This is a genomic window from Paraburkholderia haematera (genome assembly GCF_905220975.1).
Lineage (GTDB): Bacteria > Pseudomonadota > Gammaproteobacteria > Burkholderiales > Burkholderiaceae > Paraburkholderia > Paraburkholderia haematera.
In genome coordinates, this window is the sequence record NZ_CAJNBK010000001.1 from 573,640 (window position 1) to 598,103 (window position 24,464).

Annotated in this window: 22 protein-coding genes; 7 read left to right on the forward strand and 15 right to left on the reverse strand. The window is 60.3% G+C overall.

The genetic code is table 11. The features are described 5' to 3' along the window. Positions 1–31: 31 nt before the first annotated feature. From KHO23_RS02540 to KHO23_RS02550, 3 genes are all read left to right on the forward strand, one after another. Entirely contained in the window at positions 32–916 is an 885-nt protein-coding gene (locus tag KHO23_RS02540; protein WP_211609393.1) for a Kdo hydroxylase family protein, read from the forward strand. A 76-nt stretch (positions 917–992) separates the two neighbouring features. Continuing rightward, a complete protein-coding gene (waaA, locus tag KHO23_RS02545) occupies positions 993–2,306 on the forward strand; it encodes a lipid IV(A) 3-deoxy-D-manno-octulosonic acid transferase (RefSeq protein WP_211609394.1) in 1,314 nt (437 codons plus the stop codon). A gap of 13 nt (positions 2,307–2,319) precedes the next feature. Then, complete coding sequence (locus KHO23_RS02550; protein WP_211609395.1) at positions 2,320–2,676, forward strand: hypothetical protein; 357 nt, start codon at positions 2,320–2,322, stop codon at positions 2,674–2,676. Positions 2,677–2,678: 2 nt separating this feature from the next. Here KHO23_RS02550 and ureG read toward each other — a convergent pair whose 3' ends face one another. The 13 genes from ureG to urtA all read right to left on the reverse strand — a co-directional run bounded on the left by ureG (position 2,679) and on the right by urtA (position 15,988). Then, positions 2,679–3,317, reverse strand: coding sequence for an urease accessory protein UreG (gene ureG, locus KHO23_RS02555; RefSeq protein ID WP_211609396.1), 639 nt, complete (start codon positions 3,315–3,317; stop codon positions 2,679–2,681). A gap of 12 nt (positions 3,318–3,329) precedes the next feature. Next, positions 3,330–4,010, reverse strand: coding sequence for an urease accessory protein UreF (locus KHO23_RS02560; protein ID WP_211609826.1), 681 nt, complete (start codon positions 4,008–4,010; stop codon positions 3,330–3,332). After that, positions 3,997–4,707: an urease accessory protein UreE gene (gene ureE, locus KHO23_RS02565; protein ID WP_211609397.1), complete on the reverse strand. Its 711-nt coding sequence runs from the start codon at positions 4,705–4,707 to the stop codon at positions 3,997–3,999. The genes KHO23_RS02560 and ureE overlap by 14 nt, the downstream gene beginning before the upstream one ends. A gap of 3 nt (positions 4,708–4,710) precedes the next feature. Next, positions 4,711–6,417, reverse strand: a complete 1,707-nt coding sequence (ureC, locus tag KHO23_RS02570) for an urease subunit alpha (protein ID WP_211609398.1) — start codon at positions 6,415–6,417, stop codon at positions 4,711–4,713. 55 nt (positions 6,418–6,472) lie between these two features. Next, on the reverse strand, positions 6,473–6,778 hold the full coding sequence (locus KHO23_RS02575; protein ID WP_054041797.1) for an urease subunit beta: 306 nt from the start codon (positions 6,776–6,778) through the stop codon (positions 6,473–6,475). A gap of 16 nt (positions 6,779–6,794) precedes the next feature. Beyond that, positions 6,795–7,097: an urease subunit gamma gene (gene ureA / locus KHO23_RS02580; protein ID WP_063495016.1), complete on the reverse strand. Its 303-nt coding sequence runs from the start codon at positions 7,095–7,097 to the stop codon at positions 6,795–6,797. Between the two features lie 163 nt (positions 7,098–7,260). After that, a complete protein-coding gene (locus KHO23_RS02585; protein ID WP_211609399.1) occupies positions 7,261–8,064 on the reverse strand; it encodes a transporter substrate-binding domain-containing protein in 804 nt (267 codons plus the stop codon). Positions 8,065–8,296: 232 nt separating this feature from the next. Further along, a complete protein-coding gene (locus tag KHO23_RS02590) occupies positions 8,297–9,178 on the reverse strand; it encodes an urease accessory protein UreD (RefSeq protein ID WP_211609400.1) in 882 nt (293 codons plus the stop codon). Positions 9,179–9,336: 158 nt separating this feature from the next. Further along, on the reverse strand, positions 9,337–10,029 hold the full coding sequence (gene urtE / locus KHO23_RS02595) for an urea ABC transporter ATP-binding subunit UrtE (RefSeq protein ID WP_211609401.1): 693 nt from the start codon (positions 10,027–10,029) through the stop codon (positions 9,337–9,339). Between the two features lie 806 nt (positions 10,030–10,835). Then, positions 10,836–11,699 carry an urea ABC transporter ATP-binding protein UrtD gene (urtD, locus tag KHO23_RS02600; RefSeq protein ID WP_211609402.1) on the reverse strand — a complete coding sequence of 288 codons (864 nt, stop codon included), beginning with the start codon at positions 11,697–11,699 and terminating at the stop codon, positions 10,836–10,838. Beyond that, positions 11,696–12,928, reverse strand: coding sequence for an urea ABC transporter permease subunit UrtC (urtC, locus tag KHO23_RS02605; protein WP_211609403.1), 1,233 nt, complete (start codon positions 12,926–12,928; stop codon positions 11,696–11,698). Before urtC ends, urtD begins: the two co-directional genes overlap by 4 nt. A 1-nt stretch (position 12,929) precedes the next feature. Continuing rightward, on the reverse strand, positions 12,930–14,567 hold the full coding sequence (gene urtB / locus KHO23_RS02610) for an urea ABC transporter permease subunit UrtB (RefSeq protein WP_211609404.1): 1,638 nt from the start codon (positions 14,565–14,567) through the stop codon (positions 12,930–12,932). Positions 14,568–14,689: 122 nt separating this feature from the next. After that, on the reverse strand, positions 14,690–15,988 hold the full coding sequence (gene urtA, locus KHO23_RS02615) for an urea ABC transporter substrate-binding protein (protein WP_211609405.1): 1,299 nt from the start codon (positions 15,986–15,988) through the stop codon (positions 14,690–14,692). Positions 15,989–16,349: 361 nt separating this feature from the next. On the opposite strand from urtA, the gene KHO23_RS02620 reads away from it, so the two are divergent. After that, positions 16,350–17,681 (forward strand): aspartate aminotransferase family protein, encoded by a 1,332-nt coding sequence (locus KHO23_RS02620; RefSeq protein WP_211609406.1) that lies wholly within the window; start codon positions 16,350–16,352, stop codon positions 17,679–17,681. 257 nt (positions 17,682–17,938) lie between these two features. Here KHO23_RS02620 and KHO23_RS02625 read toward each other — a convergent pair whose 3' ends face one another. Further along, on the reverse strand, positions 17,939–18,205 hold the full coding sequence (locus tag KHO23_RS02625; protein ID WP_211609407.1) for a hypothetical protein: 267 nt from the start codon (positions 18,203–18,205) through the stop codon (positions 17,939–17,941). Positions 18,206–18,637: 432 nt separating this feature from the next. Here KHO23_RS02625 and KHO23_RS02630 point away from each other — a divergent pair, with 432 nt between their 5' ends. The 3 genes from KHO23_RS02630 (at position 18,638) to KHO23_RS02640 (ending at position 22,530) form a co-directional block, all read left to right on the forward strand. Next, the gene (locus KHO23_RS02630) at positions 18,638–19,309 is read left to right on the forward strand and encodes a hypothetical protein (RefSeq protein WP_211609408.1); all 672 of its coding nucleotides are present in this window, start codon (positions 18,638–18,640) and stop codon (positions 19,307–19,309) included. A gap of 144 nt (positions 19,310–19,453) precedes the next feature. Further along, positions 19,454–21,220, forward strand: coding sequence for a tetratricopeptide repeat protein (locus KHO23_RS02635; RefSeq protein WP_211609409.1), 1,767 nt, complete (start codon positions 19,454–19,456; stop codon positions 21,218–21,220). A gap of 174 nt (positions 21,221–21,394) precedes the next feature. Continuing rightward, a protein-coding gene (locus KHO23_RS02640) for an IS3 family transposase (RefSeq protein WP_407946027.1) occupies positions 21,395–22,530 on the forward strand; the annotation gives its coding sequence in 2 pieces (ribosomal slippage) (positions 21,395–21,659 and positions 21,659–22,530; 1,137 coding nt in all). A 329-nt stretch (positions 22,531–22,859) separates the two neighbouring features. Here KHO23_RS02640 and KHO23_RS02645 read toward each other — a convergent pair. Continuing rightward, positions 22,860–24,431, reverse strand: coding sequence for a DUF3443 domain-containing protein (locus tag KHO23_RS02645; RefSeq protein ID WP_211609411.1), 1,572 nt, complete (start codon positions 24,429–24,431; stop codon positions 22,860–22,862). Positions 24,432–24,464: the final 33 nt, after the last annotated feature.

Below are 24,464 nucleotides of genomic sequence, written 5' to 3' on the forward strand. Positions count from 1 at the left end.
CCTTACGCTCCACCTGTTTTCAAGGGCGACCATGAACGAAACCCAGATCATCGAAGTAGCGAACGCCGACTGGCACGGGCGCAATCTGTCCGTGCCGCGCGAGATGCTGCTGGCCGGCGTCGAACGCGGCAAAGTGCTGTATTTCCCGAACCTGCGCTTTGCGATCGAAGGCGGCGAACAGGCGCTGCTCGATCCCGCCCTGGCCGATCCGAGCCGCAAGAACATCAGTCTTGAGCCGAACGGCGGCGCCTTGCACGGCGTGGCCGGCGACGCGGTCACGCAATCGGCGGTGCGCGCGTTGATCGCGCGTTATCAGGCCAATGCGCGCACGCTGGTCGATGGGCTCTTTCCCGAATACAACAGCAAGTTGCGCGTCGCGCCGACGAGCCTGCGGCTGCATCAGGTGGAAGGGCGCGAGACGTCCTGGCGCAAGGACGATAGCCGTTTGCACGTCGATGCTTTTCCGTCGCGGCCGAATTACGGCGAGCGCATTTTGCGCGTGTTCACCAACGTCAACCCGCATGGGGCACCGCGCGTCTGGCGCGTCGGCGAGCCGTTCGAGGATATGGCCAAGCGCTTCCTGCCGCGCATCAAACCGCAGATGCCGGGCTCGGCGTGGCTGCTGAACCTGCTGCATGTCACCAAATCGCCGCGCAGCGAATACGACCATCTGATGCTGAATCTGCACGACGGCATGAAGGCCGATCTCGACTATCAGAAGGCGAGCCCGCAGGAGACCATGCCGTTCCCGCCGGGTAGCGTGTGGGTGTGTTTCTCCGACCAGACGTCGCATGCGGTGATGTCCGGCCAGTTCATGCTGGAGCAAACCTTCTTCCTGCCGGTCAAGGCGATGGCGCAGCCGGAATGCGCCCCGCTCGGCATACTCGAGCGCCTGAAGGGCAGGGCGCTGGTTTGAGCGCCGCTGTCTTGTTCGATCGCGCGGTGACACTCGCCCTTGCATCCGGATTCGCACTCGGGCGTGCGGAGTCCCGATGCTGAGGGCGATTTATAACGCGCTCTGGTGGATCGTCGCGCCGCTTGCCGTGCTGCGTTTGCTGATCCGTTCGCGCAAGGAGCGTGGCTATCGTGAGCATATCGCCGAGCGTTTCGGTTATTCGCGTAGCCGGTTGCCGGAAGACAATGCGCCGCTTATCTGGGTGCATGCGGTGTCGGTGGGCGAGACGCGTGCCGCGCAACCGCTGATCGACGCGCTGATGAAAGCGCGCCCCGACGCACGCATTCTGTTGACGCATATGACGCCGAGCGGCCGCGCCACCGGTGAGCAGATTTTCGGCGACCGTGTGTTGCGCAGCTATCTGCCGTACGACATGCCGCACGCCGTGCGGCGTTTTTTGCGGGCGTGGCGGCCATCGCTCGGCCTGGTGATGGAAACCGAAGTGTGGCCGACGCTGATCGACGAATGCCGTCGCGCGGATGTGCCGCTCGTGCTGACGAATGCGCGAATGTCGGCACGCTCGTATAAGCGCGCGGCCAAGTTAGGCCATGCCACGAAAGACGTGTTCGGCGGGTTTGCGCGCGTGCTGGCGCAGAGTCCGGCGGATGCGGAGCGGCTTACCGCACTCGGCGCTCGTAACGTCGCGGTGCTGGGCAATCTGAAGTTCGATATGAACACGCCGCCGGAACTGGCGGCGCGGGGCCATGCATGGCGCGCGGCGATCGGCACGCGGCCCGTGTGGGTCGCGGCCAGTACGCGCGAAGGCGAAGAGGAACTGGTGCTGCAGGCGTTCGCGGCGCTCGGCGTCGACGACGCGTTGCTGATCCTGGTGCCGCGTCATCCGCAACGGTTTAACGAAGTCGCGGCGCTGGTGGAAAAGGGCGGTTTGCGTCTTGAGCGACGTTCGACGTGGGCGCCGGGCGCGGCGGTGGCATCGGCGGCTGCGACTACCAGCGGCGGTGTGCCTGCTTTGCCTGCTGATGTGAACGTGCTGCTCGGCGATTCGATGGGCGAGTTGGGCGCTTACTACGCCGCTTCGGATCTGGCGTTTATCGGCGGAAGTTTGCTGCCGTTGGGCGGGCAGAATCTGATCGAAGCCTGTGCGGTCGGTGTGCCGGTGCTGATCGGGCCGCACGTGTTCAACTTCACGCAAGCTACGGCGGATGCCGTCGCGGCGGGGGCGGCGGTCCAGGTGCAAGATCCGGCGGATCTGGCGCGGGCATTGCGCGAACTCTTCGGCGACAAGGCAGCGCGGTTGGCGATGGGGGGCGCGGCCTCAGCGTTTGCCGCGCGGCATCGCGGGGCAACGGCACGGACGGTGGATGTGTTGATGGCGTTGTTGCCGGAATGAGGGGCGAGTATAGATGGAAAAACTTGATCTTGTTTCCGCTGGAGTGCGCCGCTGGGCTGCACGTCTTGTATCTGTTTTAACAGCGTTAGGCATGTATCACGGCGTAGTCAGCTATTTTTATGAAGGCCGAATCAATTTACGCGAAGAGCAGATTGCCCTGCTCAAGCAGCAGAACGAAAGTCTGAAGCAGGTCATTGATCAACAACGGCACACGCAATGCGACGTGCAGTTCTCGCAAATTGACTCTGTCAAAAAACTTGCCGACATTCGCATGTCTCAGTTCACCTCGTCTATTCTATTGATCGGCGGTGGGGCAGTTAATCCGGACGACACGGCTAATCGCTACATGTGCTTGCGATTGAAGCGATAGCTTCAAGCCTTCAACAACCCCTTCTTCTCGATAAATTTCACCACCGTATCCAGTCCGTCGAGCGCCTTCAGATTGCACATCACGAAGGGCCGCTCGCCGCGCATCTTCTTCGCGTCTGACGCCATCACCTCCAGATTCGCGCCGACCATCGGTGCGAGATCGGTCTTGTTGATCACCAGCAGATCCGACTTCGTAATCCCCGGTCCGCCTTTGCGCGGAATCTTCTCGCCGCCGGCTACGTCGATCACGTAGATCGTCAGGTCCGACAATTCCGGACTGAACGTCGCTGCCAGGTTGTCGCCGCCTGACTCGATGAACACGATGTCCGCGTCGGGAAAACGCGTCAGCATGCGGTCGACGGCTTCGAGATTGATCGACGCGTCTTCACGAATCGCCGTATGCGGGCAGCCGCCCGTCTCGACGCCCATGATCCGCTCGGCCGGCAAGGCGCCCGCCACGGTTAGCAAACGCTGGTCTTCTTTCGTATAGATGTCATTGGTGATCGCGACGAGGTCGTACTGCTCGCGCATCGCCTTGCAGAGCATTTCGAGCAGCGTGGTCTTGCCCGAGCCAACCGGGCCGCCGACGCCCACGCGAAGCGGCGGCAGTTTCTTGGTACGGAGGTGTTGAGGTGCGTTCATGATGGATCTTTTTTATGAGCGGAAGAGCCGCGAATACTGCGACTCGTGACGCGCCGACAGAATGCCTAATTGCGGCGCGAAGGTGTTGATGTCGTCGGGTGAGGTGGCCAATGCGCGCGTGACAGCCGCGTCGATCGGCTCGCGTAACGCCACGATGATGCGCTGGCCTGCGAGTTGGCCGAGCGGCACGGCCTTCAATGCCGCGGCGGCCTGGTTTTCCACCCAGCTAAATGCGTAGGCGGCGAGCGCGGCATCCGGCGCCGCATCGTGGGCAAAAGCGGCAAATGCGAAAGCCGTGGGCTGGGCCAAGGGCTTGAGCGATGCCAATGTTGCGCGCCGTTCGGCGTCGCCCCATTCAAGCGAGACGCACAACTGCCGCAGCGACCAGCCCATCTGTTCCGTCTCGCGTCTTAGTTCAGCAGACTCGCGGCTCGCCAGGAATTCGCTGTTCGCTTCCTTCAAGCCGCTGGCATCATGCGCGTACCAGCGTTCCATCTGATGCGCGAGAAACGGAAGCTCACCGCGCGCGAGCACGTCGGTTAAACCGCTCGCGATCCAATCGCGGGCGGAATTCGCGTCGGTGATGAGTTGGGCTTCTATCGCTGCTTCCAGACCCTGCGAGTAACTGAACGCGCCGATCGGCAGTGCCGGCGACGCGAGATGCAGCAGCGCAGTGAGTTCAGCGATGCGCATGGTGGTGATGATGCCCGTGGCCGCACGATTCGTCGTGGACGTGATCGCCGTCTTTGTGATCGTGCGAATGGTCGTTGCCGTGATCAGGGTCATGCGTGTGGCCTTGTGCGCTTTGGCCGTGTTCATGATCATGCGGGTGGTCATCGTGCCCGTGCCCATGGTCGTGCGCATGTTCATGCCCATGATGCTCGCCGAACACCTGCTGCGCTAACGCATAGTCTTCAGCAAACGTCTCATCATGACCATGCTTGTGGCCGCCGCCGTACGCGCCGGATTCCGGCTGGAACGGCATCGACACCTGATCCACGCTGGCGCCGATACGCTTGAGCATATCGGCGAGCACCGGATCGTATTCCAGCTTCAGATAATCCAAGCCGACTTCGACCGGCGTATGACGATTGCCGAGGTGGTATGCAGCGCGCGTCAACGTCAATGCATCTTTAGCGCGGATAACCAGCACCGCTTCAGGCGCGGCGACAACACGCACCAGGCCGCCATCGTCGGCGACCAGAACATCGCTGTCGCGCAGCACGGTGCCGCGCGGCAGCAGCAGCGCGACTTCTTCGCCGTTATCGAGCGTTGCCGCGAGACGGCTCTTGCGGCGGTCGTCGAAAGTGAGTGTCAGGGTTGGCGCGCGCTTCACCAGCACAGGTGCCAGCTTCAGATGCGGCGCGATCAGCTTGTCGATAGTGCGCATGGTTTAGAACAGGAAGTAGCGTTGCGCCATTGGCAGCACGGTTGCGGGTTCGCACGTGAGCAACTGACCGTCCGCGATGACCTGATACGTCTCCGGATCGACGCTGATCGCCGGGCGCCACGCGTTGTGAATCATGTCGGCCTTCGTGATGTTGCGGCAGTTCTTAACGGCAACGATACGCTTGTTCAGACCGTAGCGTTCGCCGACACCCGCGTCGGCGGCCATTTGCGAAACGAAGGTCAAGGACGTGCGCCCTAGCGCACCGCCACGCGTCGCGAACATCTCGCGATAGTGGACCGGTTGCGGCGTCGGAATCGATGCGTTCGGGTCGCCCATCTGCGCCATTGCGATCATGCCGCCCTTCAGAATCAGCGAAGGCTTGATGCCGAAAAACGCCGGCTCCCAGAACACGAGGTCGGCCCATTTGCCCGGCTCGATCGAGCCGACTTCGTGCGAGATACCGTGTGTGATGGCCGGGTTGATCGTGTACTTGGCGACGTAACGTTTCGCGCGGAAATTGTCGTGCCGCGTGTTGTCCTCGGGCAGCGCGCCGCGTTGCACTTTCATCTTGTGCGCGGTCTGCCACGTGCGGATGATCACTTCACCCACGCGGCCCATCGCCTGCGAATCCGAGGACAGCATCGACAATGCGCCGAGGTCGTGAAGGATGTCTTCGGCAGCAATGGTCTCGCGGCGAATGCGCGACTCGGCGAACGCGATATCTTCCGCAATCGACGGGTCCAGGTGGTGGCACACCATCAGCATGTCGAGATGCTCTTCGAGCGTGTTGATGGTGTACGGGCGCGTCGGATTCGTGGAGGAGGGCAGCACGTTCGCTTCGCCGCACACCTTGATGATGTCTGGAGCGTGGCCGCCGCCCGCGCCTTCCGTGTGATACGTGTGAATCGTGCGACCCTTGAACGCCGCCACGGTCGCTTCCACAAAACCTGCTTCGTTCAGCGTATCCGTGTGAATCGCGACCTGCGTGTCGGTGTCGTCGGCGACGGAAAGACAGTTGTCGATCGCGGCGGGCGTCGTGCCCCAGTCCTCGTGCAGCTTCAAACCGATCGCACCCGCGGCGATCTGTTCAAGCGCCGGTTGCGGCTGGCTCACGTTGCCCTTGCCGAGAAAGCCGAGATTCATCGGATAACCGTCGGCGGCTTGCAGCATGCGTTCGAGATGCCACGGACCCGGCGTGCAGGTTGTTGCGTTCGTGCCTGTTGCCGGACCTGTACCGCCGCCGAGCATCGTCGTCACGCCGCTTGCAAGGGCTTCTTCAATTTGCTGCGGACTGATGAAGTGAATGTGCGTATCGATGCCGCCCGCCGTCACGATCAGGCCTTCGCCCGCGATCACTTCGGTGGACGCGCCGATTGCGATCGTCACGTTCGGCTGGATGTCGGGATTGCCCGCTTTGCCGATTGCAGCGATGCGGCCGTTCTTAATGCCGATATCGGCCTTGACGATGCCCCAGTGATCGAGAATCACCGCATTCGTCACGACCGTATCGACCACGTCGGCATGCACGCGTTGCGACTGGCCCATGCCGTCGCGAATCACTTTGCCGCCGCCGAATTTCACTTCTTCACCGTAGGTCGTGAAGTCGCGTTCGACTTCGATCAGCAGATCGGTATCGGCGAGGCGTACGCGGTCGCCGGTCGTGGGGCCGAACATTTCCGCGTACGCGCGGCGGCCAATGCGTAATGTCATGGTGTGGGTCCGGAAATGAGCAGGGTGGTCGGAGCAGGCATGCGCGGGTGACGCGTCAAAGCTTGCCCATCACCTTGCCGTTGAAGCCGTAGACGACGCGATCGCCCGCCAGTTCGACCAGTTCGACTGTTCGTTCCTGACCGGGCTCGAAGCGAACGGCGGTGCCTGCAGCAATGTTCAGGCGGAAACCGCGTGCCGCTTCGCGATCGAACGAGAGCGCTTCGTTCACTTCGTAGAAGTGATAGTGCGAGCCGATCTGCACCGGCCGGTCGCCGGTATTCGACACGACCACCGTGACGGTGGCGCGGCCCGCGTTGAGCTCGTGTTCGCCGTCGTCAATGAGGAGTTCGCCGGGAATCATGGGGCAGCCTTACGGGTTACGGGATCGGATGATGCACGGTGACGAGCTTGGTGCCGTCGGGGAACGTGGCTTCGACCTGGATGTCGGGGATCATTTCCGGCACACCTTCCATCACATCGGCGCGCGTCAGAAGCGTGGTGCCGTAGTGCATGACTTCGGCGACGGTCTTGCCGTCGCGGGCCGCTTCCATCAGCGCGGCGCTGATGAAGGCGACCGCTTCCGGGTAATTCAGTTTGAGGCCGCGAGCGCGGCGCCGTTCGGCGAGCAGCGCGGCGGTGAAGATCAGCAGCTTGTCCTTCTCGCGGGGTGTCAGCTTCATCGAATGTCTACGTAGGGTTGCGCCGGTCCCGAGTGGGACCGGCTGCGACAGTGATTGGCGTTGCGTGTCATGGCCGCGATCGCGCGTTGCGCACGGGATGCGGCCATGACGAGTGCAATGCCGGATAAGCCAGGCACGGTATCAAGTTCAGCTAACGATGCGCTTACAGGTCGGCCGGCATCGCTGCGCCGAACCATTTCTTCGACATCGTGTTGAGCGTACCGTCCTGCTTGGCCGTCGCGATGGCAGCGTTGACCTTCTGTTGCAGGCGGGGTTCGTTCTTGTTCATGCCGACGAAGCACGGCGAATTCTTGATAACGAACTTCGGTTCCGGACGACGCGGCGGATTCTTCGCGAGGATCGCGGCGGCGACGATGTTACCGGCGGCGATCAACTGCACCTGACCCGAGAGAAACGCGGCGATAGTCGCGTTGTTATCTTCGAAGCGTTTGATGGTGGCGTTCGGCGCCATTTGCGTGAGAGCGATTTCTTCGAGCGCGCCGCGGGTGGCGCCGACTGTCTTGCCGGTGAGATCGGCGGGGCCGGTGACCTTGATGTCGGCGGGGCCGAACACGCCCTGGTAGTACGGCGCATAGGCCGTTGAAAAATCGATGACCTTGTCGCGCTCGGGTGTTTTGCCGAGTGACGAGATCACCAGATCGACCTTACCTGTTTGCAGATACGGAATGCGGTTCGCGCTATTGACCGGCACGAGCTCGAGCTTCACGTTCATCGACTTCGCCAGCATCGCGGCGGTATCGATGTCATAGCCTTGCGGCTTCATATCCGCGCCGACCGATCCGAACGGCGGATAGTCTTCCGGCACGGCGACTTTGAGCGTGCCTGCTTTGGCGATGTTGTCGAGCGTATCCGCGTGGGCGGCGGGCGCATTGAGTGCGAGGACGGGCGAGAGCAGCAGTGCGGCGAGCCAGGCGCGACGCGCGGGGCGAAGGGTCGATCGGGTCATGTTGTGTGAGCGGTGGTGGCGAGAAGCGGTCGGCTGCCGTCAGGATGCGGCGGCATTGTGGGGGATTTTGCAGCAAGGTATGTGCCATGCCGGTGCAGTATAGGTGGGCGGGGAGGAAAAGGGAGTGATGCACCAATCTGGGGTGATGCCGTGTTCCCGATTGGTGCATGAGGCGACTTGCGAAGGTGAACGGCCGCCTGCCGATCGGACAGACGGACAGACGACGCGGGCGTCAGGTGGACCAGATTCGAAGCGGCACGGCGTTGACACCATGCACGACCGGTCTCAACTGAAGCCAGCACTGCGTCAAAGCTCGCTGCAGGGTCTCCATAGACCGCGAAACTGCCCGCACGAGCAAAACACCCTCAGTGACACAGGAAGCCGCCGCCCGCAACGAATCATCAAACGGCAACTGGGCGGTGAGCGCCTCAGCCAGCGCATCATCGCAAGCCGCCCCAACAGCCCACAGCGTCCCATAAGCAGGAAACCCGGCCAGACCTTGCGCCGCATCCCGCAATGAATCCTCTGCAGCAAGACTCGCGCGTTCGAGCCATAGCGCCTCGCCATTCGCGCCGACAATCCGCGATACCGCGCGCAAATGACCGGCTGACCACTGCTCGCCGGCCGCTTGCCGCCCAAGCTGAGTCGCATCCCACCCAATCGCGGTGGCACCTTCGCCAAGCGTCAACGAAAAATCCAGCATCGCATTGGCGTGATCGAAAACAATATTGTTCTGCGGCAGCCAGTCGAGCCTCGCATGCTCACCGACACGCACCGCAATATTCTGCCGTGCCGCACGCCCATTGGCCTTGTACCACTTGGTCGCACCGGGCGTGGTAATCACGGCATGCGCGTTGTCGCCGACAGCAACATCGATGTCGAGATGGTCGCCGCCCGCGATCCCACCTGGCGGGTGCACGATCACTGCATGACAGATTGCATTGCCTTCCGGGTAGAGCGGCCTTTGCACGCGCAACGGTCCGTCATGCAGCCGATGCTTGAGTGTGGTCCGTTCGTCCTCTTTGACGAAGCCGAGTTCGAGGCGCGCGCGCCATTGCGAGTGCGCGGCAGGTTGCGCGGTGGCGAGTGCGGTGTGATTTTCGTGAAGCGACATACGGATGGACTTGCGAATGGACGGGCGGCGCGGTCCGCTAAAGGACGCGGCAACAGACGTGTTGTTGCGGAGCGTGCCGACGCGCGTTAGGCAACGACTAGCCGCGTTGCCACGGGATGCGGCGAGAATAGCACGCTGCATTGCCGTGCTGCTGCGCTTCAGACCGCGATGAGGGCGCGCACACCATCCGTATCCATGTTTGCGCCTTCGCCGCCTGCGACGATTTCACCGCGGCTCATTACCCAATACCGATCAGCGATTTCCTTCGCGAAGTCGTAATACTGTTCGACGAGCAGCACGGTCATACCCATTTCTTCGACCAATTGACGCAGCGTGCGGCCGATGTCCTGAATGATCGACGGCTGGATGCCTTCCGTGGGTTCGTCGAGGATCAGCAATTGCGGATCGCTCATTAGCGCACGGCCGATCGCGAGTTGCTGTTGCTGACCGCCGGAGAGGTCGCCGCCGCGGCGGCTGCGCATGTCCTTTAGAACGGGGAACAGTTCGTAAATACGATCCGGGATTTTCTTCGGGGCTTTTTTGCTGGCTGCGCCGACTAGTAGATTTTCTTCGACCGTTAGCCGCGGGAAGATGTCGCGGCCTTGGGGGACGTAGGCGAGACCTTGCTCCACGCGTGAGTAGGTCGGCAGCTTGGTGATCGGTGTGCCGCGCCAGGCGATTGAACCGCTCTTGGTCTGGACGACGCCCATCAGGCATCTGAGTAGCGTTGTTTTGCCTACGCCGTTGCGGCCTAGCAATACGGTGAGCTTGCCGTCAGGAACGGTGAGTTTCACGTCGCGGAGGATGTGGCTGCCGCCGTAGTACTGGTTTAGGTTTTCGACTTCTAGCATTTTTGGTGTTCCTGTGTGTTCCTGTGTGTGCCTACGGCGTTGGCCTTTTCTTGAATTCTTATTGGTCTATTAGCGTCGCCCCTGTGCGGGGCAGCACCTACTTTTCTTTGCCTGCCGCAAAGAAAAGTAGGCAAAAGAAAGCGGCTCAAACCGCTAACTTTTAAACGGGTCCCCTGGCTTGGAGGAGGCAGTGGTGCATCTGGAATCTGTGTTCTCGCACATTCGGCGTGAGTGACAAGGCAGTCATACTTCCGGCGGCGCTGCGCGCGCCGACGAGTACTTCATGGGGCCATTGGGTCATTTGCGTTCACTCCTGTTTGTGCGTGGGGGCTGTCAATCGGTGAGCGGCATCATGTCAGTTCACATCTTCCATCTGTCGATTGCATCGCTCGATACTGACGGCCCCATGACCTTGAACCGAAGCCCCTGGTTTCCCATGCATACCCATCCGCGACGCACGCAGTGCGGAGTGGGAGCTGATGACACCTTTGTCACTAACGCTGAGTGTGCGAGGGCACGGATTCCAGATGCACCACTGCCTCCTCCAAGCCAGGGGACCCGCTTAAAAGTTAGCGGTTTGAGCCGCTTTCTTTTGCCTACTTTTCTTTGCGGCAGGCAAAGAAAAGTAGGTGCTGCCCCGCACAGGGGCGACGCTAATAGACCAAAAAGAACTCAAGGAAAGGCCAAAGAATCCAGATCAAGACAACGCCAAAGAATCCAGATCAAGACAACACCAACACCATAAAAACACAAACAATCGCCGAGCAGGCCACCAAACCAATACCGCCGCCAAAGGCAAAAAAAAATCACCGCCCTAGATAAGACTCAATCACCATCTCATCCCGCTTGACCTCATCAAGCGTGCCATGCGCAAGAACCCGCCCTTCGGCCATCACAGTGACCTTCCCCCTATCACCCGCTAAAGCCGCAACAAACTCCATATCATGTTCAACCACCATCATCGAACACGTCCCACGCAAATGATTCAGCAACTCAGCTAGCTGCATGGTCTCGTCATCGGTCATGCCAGCCGCAGGCTCATCGAGCAAAAGCAGCGCCGGTTGCTGCATCAGCAACATCCCAATCTCAAGCCGTTGCTTCTGCCCATGCGACAACTCACCAGCGAGCCGCCGCGCCTCGCTCTCCAACCCGATCAAAGCCAACGTCTCTTCAATCCGCGCTTGCGCATCACGATCCAACCGCGCACGCAAAGAAGCCCACCAACCTTTATCAGCCTTCATGGCCAACTCAAGGTTCTCCCACACAGGATGTTGCTCAAACACAGTAGGCTTCTGAAACTTCCGCCCAATGCCCGCACGCGCAATAGAAGGCTCATTCATCCGCGTCAGATCAATCGACTGCCCGAGAAAAATCTTCCCGGAGTCCGGTTCGGTCTTCCCGGTGATGACATCCATCATCGTCGTCTTACCCGCGCCGTTCGGCCCAATGATGCAACGCAACTCGCCCGCGTCGATCGACAAACTCAACGCATTCAATGCGCGAAACCCGTCGAAACTCACAGTCACGTCTTCAAGGTACAAAATCGTCCCGTGCGAAATATCGATCTCGCCCGGCACCACCGCGTGCCCCATGCTCGCGACGCCGCTCAGTGACCGTTCAGCAGGCTCTTCGGGTAATGCAAGATCGGGAACCATCGGGTTTTCGTTCATGAGCGGTTCCTTTTTCGCGCGACCATGTCGACCAACCCCATGATGCCGTTCGGCAACAACAGCGGGACCAGCACGAAAATCAGGCCAAGAAAGAACAGCCAGTATTCAGGGAAGTTCGCCGTAAAAAAACTCTTCGCACCATTCACCGCGAACGCGCCGATGATCGGTCCGATCAAGGTGCCACGTCCACCCACCGCAACCCAGATCGCCATCTCGATCGAGTTGCCCGGCGACATCTCGCCCGGGTTGATGATGCCGACCTGCGGCACATACAACGCCCCTGCAATCCCGCACAGAATCGCGGACACGGTCCACACGAACAGCTTGTACGCGAGCGGGCTGTAGCCGAGGAACATCAAACGCGTTTCGCCGTCGCGTACCGCGGTGACCACGCGGCCCAGCTTCGACGTGACGATTGCCCGCGCGCCGATGAAGGCCAGAATCAACACCGCGAACGTGATCAGCAGAAGGGCCGTGCGCGTGCCCGGATGCGTGATCGGAAAACCGCCAATGCGCTTGAAGTCAGTGAAGCCGTTATTGCCGCCGAACCCCGTTTCATTACGGTAAAACAGCAGCATCGCGGCAAACGTCATCGCCTGCGTGATGATCGACAGGTACACGCCCTTCACCCGCGAGCGGAACGTGAAGAAGCCGAACACCCACGCGACTACAGCGGGCACCAGCACCACCAGCAGCAGCGCGTAACCGAGATGCTGCGTGCCTTGCCAGTACCACGGCAGTTGGTGCCAGTCGAGAAACACCATGAAGTCGGGCAGGTCGCTGCCGTATTTGCCTTCGTGGCCGATCGAGCGCATGAGGTACATGCCGATCGCGTAGCCGCCCAATGCAAAAAACAACGCGTGTCCCAGGCTCAGAATGCCGCAGTAGCCCCACACGAGATCGAGCGCGAGCGCGGCAATTGCATAGCACATGAACTTGCCGGTGATCGTCATCGCGTAGGCGGACAGATGGAACGCGCTCGTCTCCGGCACCACCAGGGTGGCTAACGGCACGCCTAGACCGAATACGATGATCAAAGCGATCAACGCGAGCCACGCGCGGCGCGACAGCAACGCGGGACGCGGCGGCAAGCCCAGCGCGAAGCCAGACTGCACTTCGCGTCCGGCCGTCGCGCCACCGCCCGCTGCGCCAATGTGAGCCGATGAGGTGGCAGCTGAGGTGGCAGATGAGGTGGCAGATGAGGTGGCAGATGAGGTAGCCGATGTCATCTCATGCCTCCGCGCTACGGCCCTTGAGGGCGAACATGCCCTGCGGACGCTTCTGGATGAACAACACGATCAGCACGAGCACCGCGATCTTGGCGAGCACCGCGCCCCAGAACGGCTCGATCGCCTTGCTGACCAGCCCAAGGCCGAAGCCGCCGATCACCGTGCCGGCGAGTTGGCCGACGCCGCCGAGCACCACGGCCATGAACGAGTCGATGATGTAGCTCTGACCGAGGTCCGGACCCACATTGCCGATCTGCGACAGCGCACAGCCACCCAGGCCGGCAATGCCCGCGCCGAACGCGAACGCATAGGAGTCGACGCGCGAGGTCTTCACGCCGACGCACGCGGCCATCCGCCGGTTTTGCGTGACGGCGCGCACGAACAGTCCCAGACGCGTTTTGGTTAGGACAGCCCAGGCAATTCCGACGACGATCAGCGAGAACGCCAGAATCGCCAGCCGGTTGTACGGCAGGATCAGATTCGGCAGCACGGTCACACCGCCGCTCATCCATGCAGGGTTGATCACCTGGACGTTCTGCGCACCGAACACCATACGTGTCGCCTGAATCAGAATCAGACTGACGCCAAAGGTGGTCAGCAGGGTTTCCAGCGGACGGCCGTACAAATGCTTCAACACCAGCCGTTCGAGCACGATGCCGACCAGTCCGGCCGCGGCGAACGAAGCCGGTACCGCGAGCAGTGGATACCAGTCGAACGCACCCGGCGCAAAGCGCTGGAACAGGTTCTGCACGACGTACGTTGCATAGGCGCCGATCATCAGGAATTCGCCGTGCGCCATGTTGATCACGCCGATCAGCCCATACGTGATCGCGAGGCCCAATGCGGCGAGCAGCAGCACGCTGCCGAGCGACAGCCCGGCGAACAGCGTGCCCGCGATCTGGCTGCGGCGCTGGATCGAATCGAGTTCGTCGATGCCGCTTTGCGCGGCGGCGCGCACGCGGCCGTCCGCTTCGTTGAAGGTGCCATCCGGCTTCTTCGCGACGAGTGGGCGTAGCAGTTCGTTCATGTCGAGATCGTGCCGCGCGGCGACCAGTTGCACGGCTTCGAGGCGCTTGGCCGGGTCGGCATCGTGCAACGCGGTCATCGCCCACAGCGTGTCGAGGCGCTTCTTTAGCACGGGGTCGGTTTCCTTCGCGCGCGCCGCATCGACGAGCGATTTGATCGACGGATCGGGGTTTTGCAGCAGCGAGGTGATGGCGGCGTCGCGCGTGGCGGTGTCGGGGGAATCGAGTTGCAAGCCCGAGAGTGCGCCGGTTACTTTCGAGCGCAGCAGGTTGTTCAGGGTGACCGGTTGCGCGTCGCCCGCGGCGACCGTTTTACCGGTGACGGCATCGCGTGCCGTGTCGCCGTCTTGCAGCAGCACCGCGCCGGAATCGGTGGCGAGCGCGCTGTCCTCGGAGAGTGCTTTGAGGACCGCTAGCGATTCTTTGTCGTGGTTGGCAATCAGCTTGTCGATGGCCGCGGATTTCGCGTCGAAGTCATCGCCCGCGAGCGGCGCGACATCGGCCGGGCTCAGCGCGAAGGCCGCAAGCGGCGCGCTAGCGAAGAGCGCAAGCGCCACGCTGCCGATGGTGCGCCGTGCGCTGCGTCGTGCAACAGTCAGGAATGAAAACGCCATGATGGCCTTTGAAGAAAAACCGGCAGAGCGGCACGGCATGATGCGAAAGCATCGATACCGCGCCGTCGTATTACTGCGTCGTCCTGTCTGGCTCAGAATCGGGTTCAGACTCGAACTTAGACTCAGGCAACCCGCGAGCGCTTCAGGAATGCGGGAATCGAACTGACCACATCCGGCTTGCTCGAATTACCGGCGATGAACGGGCTCCACGGCTGCGCGCGAACCGCGGTCTTGGTGCGCCACACCACGTTGAACTGGCCGTCGGCGCGCACTTCGCCGATCATCACCGGCTTGTGCAGATGGTGATTGCCGTCCATTTCGAGCGTGAAACCCGACGGCGCGGCAAACGTCTGGCCGATCATCGCGACGCGTACCTTGTCCACGTCCGTGCTCTTCGCTTTCTCGACGGCCTGCTTCCACATATGGATGCCGACGAAGGTCGCTTCCATCGGGTCATTGGTCACGCGCTTGGTGCCGACCGGCAGGTTGTTGTCCTTGACCCACGTGGCCCATTGCTTCTTGAACTTCTCGTTGGCCGGATTGCGCAGCGACATGAAGTAGTTCCATGCCGCGAGGTTGCCGACCAGCGGCTTCGTATCGATGCCGCGCAGTTCTTCTTCGCCGACCGAGAATGCGACGACCGGCACGTCAGACGCCTTCAGCCCCTGGTTGCCCAGTTCCTTGTAGAACGGCACGTTCGAGTCGCCGTTGACGGTAGAGATCACCGCGGTCTTGCCGCCCTGCGAGAAGGTCTTGATGTTCGCGACGATGGTCTGGTAATCGCTGTGGCCGAAGGGGGTGTAGACCTCCTGGATATCGGCTTCCTGCACGCCCTTCGACTTGAGGAACGCGCGCAGGATCTTGTTGGTTGTGCGGGGGTAGACGTAGTCGGTGCCCAGCAGGAAGAAGCGCTTGGCGCCGCCGCCTTCCGTGCTCATCAGGTATTCGGTGGCCGGAATTGCTTGCTGATTCGGCGCGGCGCCCGTGTAGAACACGTTGCGCGACATTTCTTCGCCTTCATACTGGACGGGATAGAACAGCAGGCCGTTCAGTTCTTCGAACACCGGCAGCACCGACTTGCGCGAGACGGACGTCCAGCAGCCGAACACGACGGCGCACTTTTCCTGGGTGATCAGCTGACGCGCTTTTTCGGCGAACAGTGGCCAGTTCGACGCCGGGTCCACGACCACCGGCTGCAGTTGGCGGCCCATGACGCCGCCGTTCTTGTTGATGTCCGCGATAGTCATCAGCGCGGTGTCTTTGAGCGATGTCTCCGAGATCGCCATCGTGCCTGACAAGGAATGTAGAACGCCTACTTTAATCGGACCGCTGCCCGATTGCGCATGAGCAAACGGAACCCGACCCGCTAGCGCCAATGCGCCCGACATGGAGCCGAACTTCAACAGACTACGACGTTTCATGTATTTCCCCTTGCCATTGAATGGTGAATGTTTATGGGCGTCGATTTCAGCCAGCAGGGCCTATCCCGCATGACTTGCCGTTCGTGTACTGCAAGGCACATGCCATGCAGCAATTTCGACTTGAAGTCCGCGAGTTGCGTGCTACTGCGTGCTGCGGCGCGGTGATGCGTCACGGCAGTTATGCGTCATGCGGCGCAAAATTGGTGCAGGAGCAGGGCGTGCGCCTCGTTCAGGTGCGTGCCGCGCCGCAACGAAGCGTATCGATCGGCCATTGGGCGTCGGCGGTGCATGGCCGCCGCCCCTTTGTGCATGCGCCGCGCTGTGCCTACACTGAAAGAGCACCCACGCGAGGAGACACGACATGAATGAGCGCGCCAGCGTCAATACACCCGATATGTCCGCGTTCTGGATGCCCTTTACCGCGAACCGTCAATTCAAGAGCGCGCCGCGGCTGCTGGTGAGCGCGAAGGGGATGTACTACACGTCACACGACGGCCGGCGCATTCTCGACGGCACCGCCGGGCTGTGGTGCGTGAACGCGGGGCACTGCCGCGACGAGATCGTGGCCGCTGTGCAGGCGCAGGCGGCCGAAATGGATTTCGCGCCAACGTTTCAAATGGGCCATCCGAAGGCTTTCGAAGCCGCGACGAAAATCGCGCGACATACGCCGGGCGACTTGAAGCACATCTTCTTTGTGAACTCGGGCTCGGAGGCGGTGGATACCGCGCTGAAGATTGCGTTGGCTTACCACCGTTCGCGTGGCGAGGGGCAGCGAGCGAGGTTTATCGGTCGCGAGCGTGGGTATCACGGCGTGGGCTTCGGCGGGATTTCGGTGGGCGGTATTGCGCCGAACCGCAAGGCGTTTTCAGGTGGACTGTTGGCGGCTGTCGATCATTTGCCGCATACGTTGAACATCAAGGAGGCGGCGTTTTCGAAAGGGCAGCCGGCATGGGGTGTGCATCTCGCTGACGAACTGGAGCGGCTCGTTACGCTGCACGATGCGTCGACGATTGCTGCGGTGATCGTTGAGCCCGTGGCTGGGTCGACCGGTGTGCTGATTCCGCCGCAAGGGTATTTGCAGCGGCTGCGCGAGATCTGCGACAAGCATGGCATCTTGTTGATCTTCGACGAAGTGATTACGGGTTGGGGGCGCTTAGGTGCGGCATTTGCCGCGCAGTATTTCGGTGTGACGCCGGATCTGTTGACCATGGCCAAGGGCACCAACAATGCGGCCGCGCCGATGGGGGCTGTCGCCGCAAGTGCGAAGATTCACGATGCGATTGTGAACGGGGCGCCGGGTGGGATCGAGCTGTTTCATGGGTATACGTATTCAGGGCATCCGATCGCGGCGGCTGCGGCGTGCGCGACGATCGATCTGTATGAGCGTGAACAGCTATTCGAGCGGGCCGCGCGGATGGCGCCGATCTTCGAGCGCGAGATTCACAAGCTTCGCGACGAGCGGCATGTCATCGATGTGCGCAATCTTGGGCTGGTGGGTGGGGTGGAGTTGGCGTCGCGTGCTGGGGCGCCTGGGGCACGTGCTTATGATGTTTTCGTGCGGTGCTTCGAGAAGGGGGTGCTGACGCGTTATACCGGCGATATCCTGGCGTTCTCGCCACCGTTGATTGTGGAAGAGGCGCAGATCGAGGAGATATTTGGGACGGTGGCTGAGGTGCTGAGGGAGACGGATTAGGGGCAGTGTACGTTTGCTCAGGCGCGTGGGCATTTTGCCTCTTGAGCAAGCGAGACAGGATGCTCACGAACGTTAATGAGCGATGAGGTATGGAGAAAAGTCGAACCCGTCCTGGATGGCAAGGAAGGTGACTATTGTCTAAAGCAACTGGGGGCGAGAATCACGCCGGACTTGGCTGGTCAGAATCCCCGATTATCGGGGAATGAAGATAGTAATGGGGCGCCAATTCCATTAACCCTGCCACGTGTCTACTCATTTCATTTGTTAACGGTGTCGGGCGATCCAAGGAAACAACCGGAAATCGCACCGGGACCCAAGCGGCCGAAACCCAATCCATGACTCAACCGCGCGCCACGCACAGCAGCGCTGGCATCACCGTGTAGCGTGTCGCGAGCGCGGCCGCTGAATCGAGCAAGCGACATACGGCGAAGAGCCGAGACCAGGCGCGCGATTATGCGGACCTGACAAAAACGCTTGTCGATAGTACCGAGCACTACTGGCAGCGGGCGAATGTCGAAAAACATTTCGCTTTCGCTGTTGCGACTGAAAATGCGAACCATCCTGACGCACGATGTGCGTGCCGCTGTTCTCAGGGACGGGGCAACCGGTGTCGGCCAGAAAAAACCGAAGCTCCCGAAAGCCTGCGCACTGTCCCCTGCTGTCACACACGGACCTGACCTGGCGGCACCTTGCCACAGTACAAAAGGTGAGAGGAATCGCGCTTCCTTCCTGCTTCAACGCGTTCTGCATATTCCTACACATCAGACTGAATTTTCCAATTCAAAAAAAGATAAATCCCGTTCCCTGGCTCGTTCGAGCTAATTAGGCTCGCTTCTTCCGAAGGATTACATGTATTGCGTTGCAGTGACGGCGATCGTCATTCGCGGTGTACTCACAGCGCTAATCTTTCCTGGTCGGAGACAAATCCTTTAGAACGCCGTACAGGGAACTAGAAAATGCAGAGGAAGAGACGTGATACAGGGCAGGACGTTCCCCAAAAAAACGATACGCAAGCTCGCTCTTTATGGTCGGAAACAATGCCGCGCCGTGTCCTTGCCGGTGCTACCGGCCTTTCGATCGTATTGGCGCTTGCCGCATGCGGCGGAAATAGTGGTAATGAGGCTGCCGCTGACACAGCACCCTCGTTCAAAAACACAGCGGCCGACAGCGACGCCAATGCTGGCAAAAGTTCAATGAGGTTGACTGCCGTGGTGAACACCAGCGGTCTTGCAACGAGCGCCACTAAAGATAGGTTTATCGTCAAGTATCGAATCGGTACCACGGAGCGTGTCTCTCCCAGTGTGATCCAATCAACACTCGACCGGCGCGCGAGCACATTCCCTGCTAGAGCAAGGCATCTGCGCCGCTTGGGAGCCGGTGCGGACATCATTACGGCCGACCGAAAACTGAACCGTAAGGAAGCCAGAACCTTTATGCAGAACATCGCTTCCGATCGTAACGTGGAATATGTCGAAGTCGATACACCCATGCACATCGATGCAATCCCGAACGATTCGAACTACAGCATGCAGTGGGGTTACACGCCGAACGCGGGCACGTATTACGTCACATTGAGTGCTTTCACGAACGTCAGCGGCGTTTCGCCGGCAGTGAGTATTACGCAATAGTCGAACCGAAAACGAGGCGACGCCCCACGTCCGAGAAAGCGCGAGGGCGTCATTTTCAAACGGGTCGACAATCGACCTCTGCACGCGAGTACTTCAACTTTGCCAGCCCTTCACTCATCCGCGACACAAAACCTTGACACTCGCATGGCGCGCGCTGACGCGTACTTCTCCGGAAACCGACTTCCCGAAGCTATTGACGAATATCGGCAAGTATTGAGTCTGCATCCACAACACGTCGATGCGCTTTATCGTGCGGGACTCGCTTCTATCCTTGGCAACCAGCTTGAACAAGCACGGGAATTCCTGCGCAAGGCATCGCTCGCCGCCCCGCGACGCGCGGATATCTGGGAGCAACGTGGATTGCTTGCGGGCATCTCTGAAGACTGGACAGCGGCCGAAGCGTTCTACCTTCGCGCACTGGATCTCTCCGGCAGTACTGTCACAATTCACCGAAATCTTGCCGATTGCCTGAGATTGTCCCAGCGTCTTGACGAGGCACGGAGTCACTATGCCAAGGCACTTGAAATCGAACCCGGCTTACATCACGCCGCTCGTTCCCTGGCGAAAATCAGCACTCAACTCGGGTATGTCGCCGATGCGGCGACGTACTCGCTACGCGCCTGGACAATCAATCCAGGTGGATTGGCGGACGGACTTGACCTGATCAAAGCGCTGGCAAAGGCCGAGCGCCATGATGAAATAGATTTAGTTGTCGAAGCCATTCGATCCAGTTTTGCATCCGACGCAGATGCACTCAAGGATCTGGCTTACACATTGAACTGCATCCGCTATTTCAGGCAGGCGATCACTGTCGCCCGGCAGGGACTGGTTCTTGATCCTCATAATGAGTCACTGCATTTCAACGCGATGTACGCGTTCGACTCGCTCGCGGATCTTTCAGGGCTGCGGACGCATTGTGTCGAGGCTGTCAGATTCTTTCCGCACAACGCCCAAATACAATTCACTCTCGCGAGTTTGGAACTGGCGTTTGGTGCCTTCGAATCGGGTTGGCAGCGGCTGAATTGGCGCGACAAGACTGAGTATTTCAAAGCTGCGGTATGTCTGGACTTCCCCGAATGGACCGGTGAGCCGGTTGCGGGTTGCACCTTTCTGCTAGTCGGCGAGTTGGGATTTGGAGATCAAATCCAGTTTCTTCGGATGGCCGATTGGCTGCATCGTCAAGGAGCGACTGTCGACGTATGGGTCGATGCTCCGCTGGGCGAAGTGGCACGCACGGCCAGCGGCGTCCGCGCGGTCTGGACGGCGCGGCCGACAACTCCCTACCGCTACTGGTGTCGTATGCTAAGGATGCCGGAGCATATGAATCTGAATCTTTCCATGCTCCCTCTCGCAATGCCTTATATCGGTACGCCGATGGAAAAAATGAACCATTGGAAGACATGTCTTGATGATATTGCGCCGATCAAGCCGTGCACGAACCGAAAACGCATTGGTTTGGTGTGGGCGGGGAATCCGAATCATCCATTCGATCATCGCCGTTCGATCGAACTGGACGCGCTCAAGCCTTTGCTTGCGCAGCCTGGTCTTACGTGGTTTTCTATACAAAAAGGCCCACTTGAACAGCAAGCGCTGGACCTGAAGAACACCTTCGATCTGCATACGCTGGGGCCTGCGATCAACGATTTCTCCGATACGCTGGCAGTGCTTCAAACGCTCGACCTGCTCATCACGGTCGACACATCAGTCGCTCATCTTGCCGGTGCTGCCGGACTGCCTGTCTGGGTACTCGTGCCCGCACACGCGGATTGGCGATGGATGATCGATAGAACCGATAGTCCTTGGTATCCGTCCATGCGGCTTTTCCGGCAGCGCGCTCTCGGAGAATGGACTGATGTTATTGAAGACGTGCGAAACGCACTGCAGGATTGGCGCGGTACGCGCGACGTTTGAGCGACCGATCGCACGCGCAAGGCCTGCTGTCACGGACCACCGTAATGACGCCGGGAATGACCGCCGTAATGGCGCCAGTTGGAAGAGAGGTGGCTTCGAGAATTCGGACAGTTCGTTGAGTGGAAAAGCTGGGGCGTGGGTCGGCCATAATGGCCGGCGACAAGGAACCAGAAGATGACGAAACGAAACCGACGGACCCACTCACCGGCGTTCAAGGCAAAGGTGGCCCTGGCGGCGCTCAAGGGTGACAGGACGCTGGCAGAGCTGGCCCAGCAATTTGATGTCCATCCGAACCAGATCACGGACTGGAAGAAGCAACTGCAGGAGCGGGTTGCCGATGTGTTTGACGCGGGCAACGCGGCGCCGGCAGCACCGCCAATCGACGTGAAGGTGCTGCATGCGAAGATCGGGCAGTTGACGTTGGAGAATGATTTTTTAGAAAGCGCGCTCAGCAAGGCGGGACTGCTGGGCGTAAGGCGATGATCGATCGTAATCACGCTCTGCCGGTGACACAGCAGGCCCGGCTGGTCGGTAACAGCCGGTCGAGTGCCTATTACCAATCGCGTGGGGTCAGCGAAGCGGATCTGAAATTGATGCGCCGGATTGACGAGCTTCACCTCGATCATCCATTTGCAGGGGCGCGAATGCTGGCACGGCTGCTGCGTCGCGAAGGCATCAAGGTCGGGCGCAGGCACGTCAGCACCTTGCTGAAGCGCATGGGCGTCGAGGCGTTGTATCGCAAGCCAAACACGAGCCGCAAGCATGCAGCCCACAGGATCTGGCCGTACCTGCTGCGCAACCGGAAGATCGACCGGGCCAATCAGGTCTGGGCGATCGATACGAGCTATATCCCGATGGCGCGCGGCTTTGTCTATCTGACGGCCGTAGTGGACTGGGCGAGTCGTCGGGTGCTGGCGCACCGGGTGGCGATCACGCTGGAGAGCTGCCATGCTGTCGAGGCGCTGGAGGAAGCGTTTGCGAAATACGGCCTGCCTGAGATCGTCAACAAGGATCAAGGCAGCCAGTTCACCGCAACCGAATTCACCGACGCGGTGCTCAGCCGGAACGTTCTTCTGTCCATGGACGGAAAGGGCGCTTGGCGTGACAACGTGTTCGTCGAACGGGTGTGGCGCAGCGTCAAATATGAAGAGGTCTATCTGAAAGCCTACGACTCGGTCAGCCACGCCCGCCGCTCAATCGGCAACTACCTGAACTGGTATAACCAGAATCGGCCTCATTCCAGGCTGGCCGATCAGACACCGGATGAAGCATACTTCGCCACGCTGCCAGCGATAAAATCGGCAGCTTGATTGCCCCAGCAATTCCACTTAAAAACTCGCAGATCCTGTCTGAACGAGCGAGGCCACCTCTGGCCATTTTTTTTTCGTGGAAGGTTCCTAAGGAACGATTGGCAAAGACATGTATGCGCTATGAAGTTTCGTCAATAGTCGCCAGTACGTTGTTTCTGTAATTGCACGTAATAAAATAGCCTAAAGCGACGAGGTGAGCGAGGCCATCGGGCGCGATCTATTTATTGCCGGGAAATGTCGCCGGGGTACGTAGGAACTATTGGTTCATAATTGAGGAAAAAAATAGGCGCAATCTCTTGCGCCTTCGGTCATTTCACCATCGCTGAAGATCAGAATGCGGTGAATGGCCCGTTTTGGGTGCCTGCGCGGGCACCGTTCAATACCGTGTACACGTCGCGGCCGAAGAAGAACGGCAGCCCCCAGATGAACAACCGGGAGTATGGCGAGGCGAGGCTGTCGTAGGCCGCATTCTGGTTCGCCGTCAGGGTCCATCCATTCGCTACCGAGAATGGCACCGTGACTGGCGTGGCGCCCTTGGCAACGCCAGTCAAAACGGCGGATAAGCTGAGCGTAGTCGAAGGCGTATACATATAGCCCACATAGTCATTGCCGGAGTTGGGAATCGCCGCATCCCAGAACGCGGTCGTATTGCCGCCGCTGTCGATCGTGCTGCTATACGAGACACCCTTATATGTGGTCGTAAAGTAGCCATCCTGATCAAGCGGCAGGATGTTTGCATTCGATGGCAATGCATTGTTCTGCTGCGTGCCGACGCCGAACACCAGTTCGCCTGTGACTCGTGCCTGACCACCTGCGGGCAATGCAGGCAGACGGATGATCGTGCCGTTGTTGTCTGAAGTGAAATTGGCGACCGGATTCATGACCTGCGTGTCGAGCGGCACGCGCGTCTTCGCGCACGAGCCCGTGGATGGACAGTAGTAGTAGGTTGCCGATAGGGCGTATTGAGCCGCGCGCGGAAAGTCCCGCACCATGGATCTGATGCCAAGCACCCCGTTGGCGCCGAGATTGGCCACAGCGCCGATATTCGAGAGGCCACTCGACGCGCAATCCGACGGTACGGCATATGCGCCGTCGCTGATGACCTGGATCGGCAAGTTGCCTGCCGCTTTACCGCCAATCGTCACGTCGGCACGCTTGATTGGGCCCCACGTGTAACCCGACCCAAATTGCGCGCATTGGGCAATCGGCGCACCACTGGTTGGGTCGTCGGTGGCACCGGTCTGAGCCGGCAAGCGGCCCACGAGCGCCGATCCCAATGCACTCGCCAAGACACGCACTCCTGTTGATCCAGTATCAATCAACATATGATCGATCGTCGCGCATTGGTTTGCGCCCTGCACGCCAGGGATACAAATCGTGACGGTCGCGTACGGCTGGTTGGCGAAATTCCCCTCCCACCGTTCGACGGTGATCGGGACGGTGTTGACGTCGGCCACGGGCGAGGGAGTCGGCGTCGGAGTCGGAGTCGGCGTTGGAGTCGGCGTCGGTGTCGGTGTCGGAGTCGGAGTCGGAGTCGGAGTCGGAGTCGGAGTCGGAGTCGGAGTCGGAGTCGGAGTCGGAGTCGGAGTCGGAGTCGGAGTCGGAGTCGGAGTCGGAGTAGGCGTCGGCGTCGGCGTCGGCGTCGGAGTAGGAGTAGGCGTCGGAGTCGGTGTCGGTGTCGGAGTCGGAGTCGGAGTCGGAGTCGGAGTCGGAGTCGGAGTCGGAGTCGGAGTCGGAGTCGGAGTCGGAGTCGGAGTCGGAGTCGGAGTCGGAGTCGGAGTCGCCGGTTTTTCGTTGTCCTTAGTCGCGTTCGAGTTGCCGTCGTCGCCACCACCACAGGCTGAAAGCGCCAAGTTGGCCGTGAGCAGCGCGAAGCAAAGTTTCTTATTGAGCGTCTTCATGTTTCTTGTGTTCCGTGAAATCGATGCGCCGTG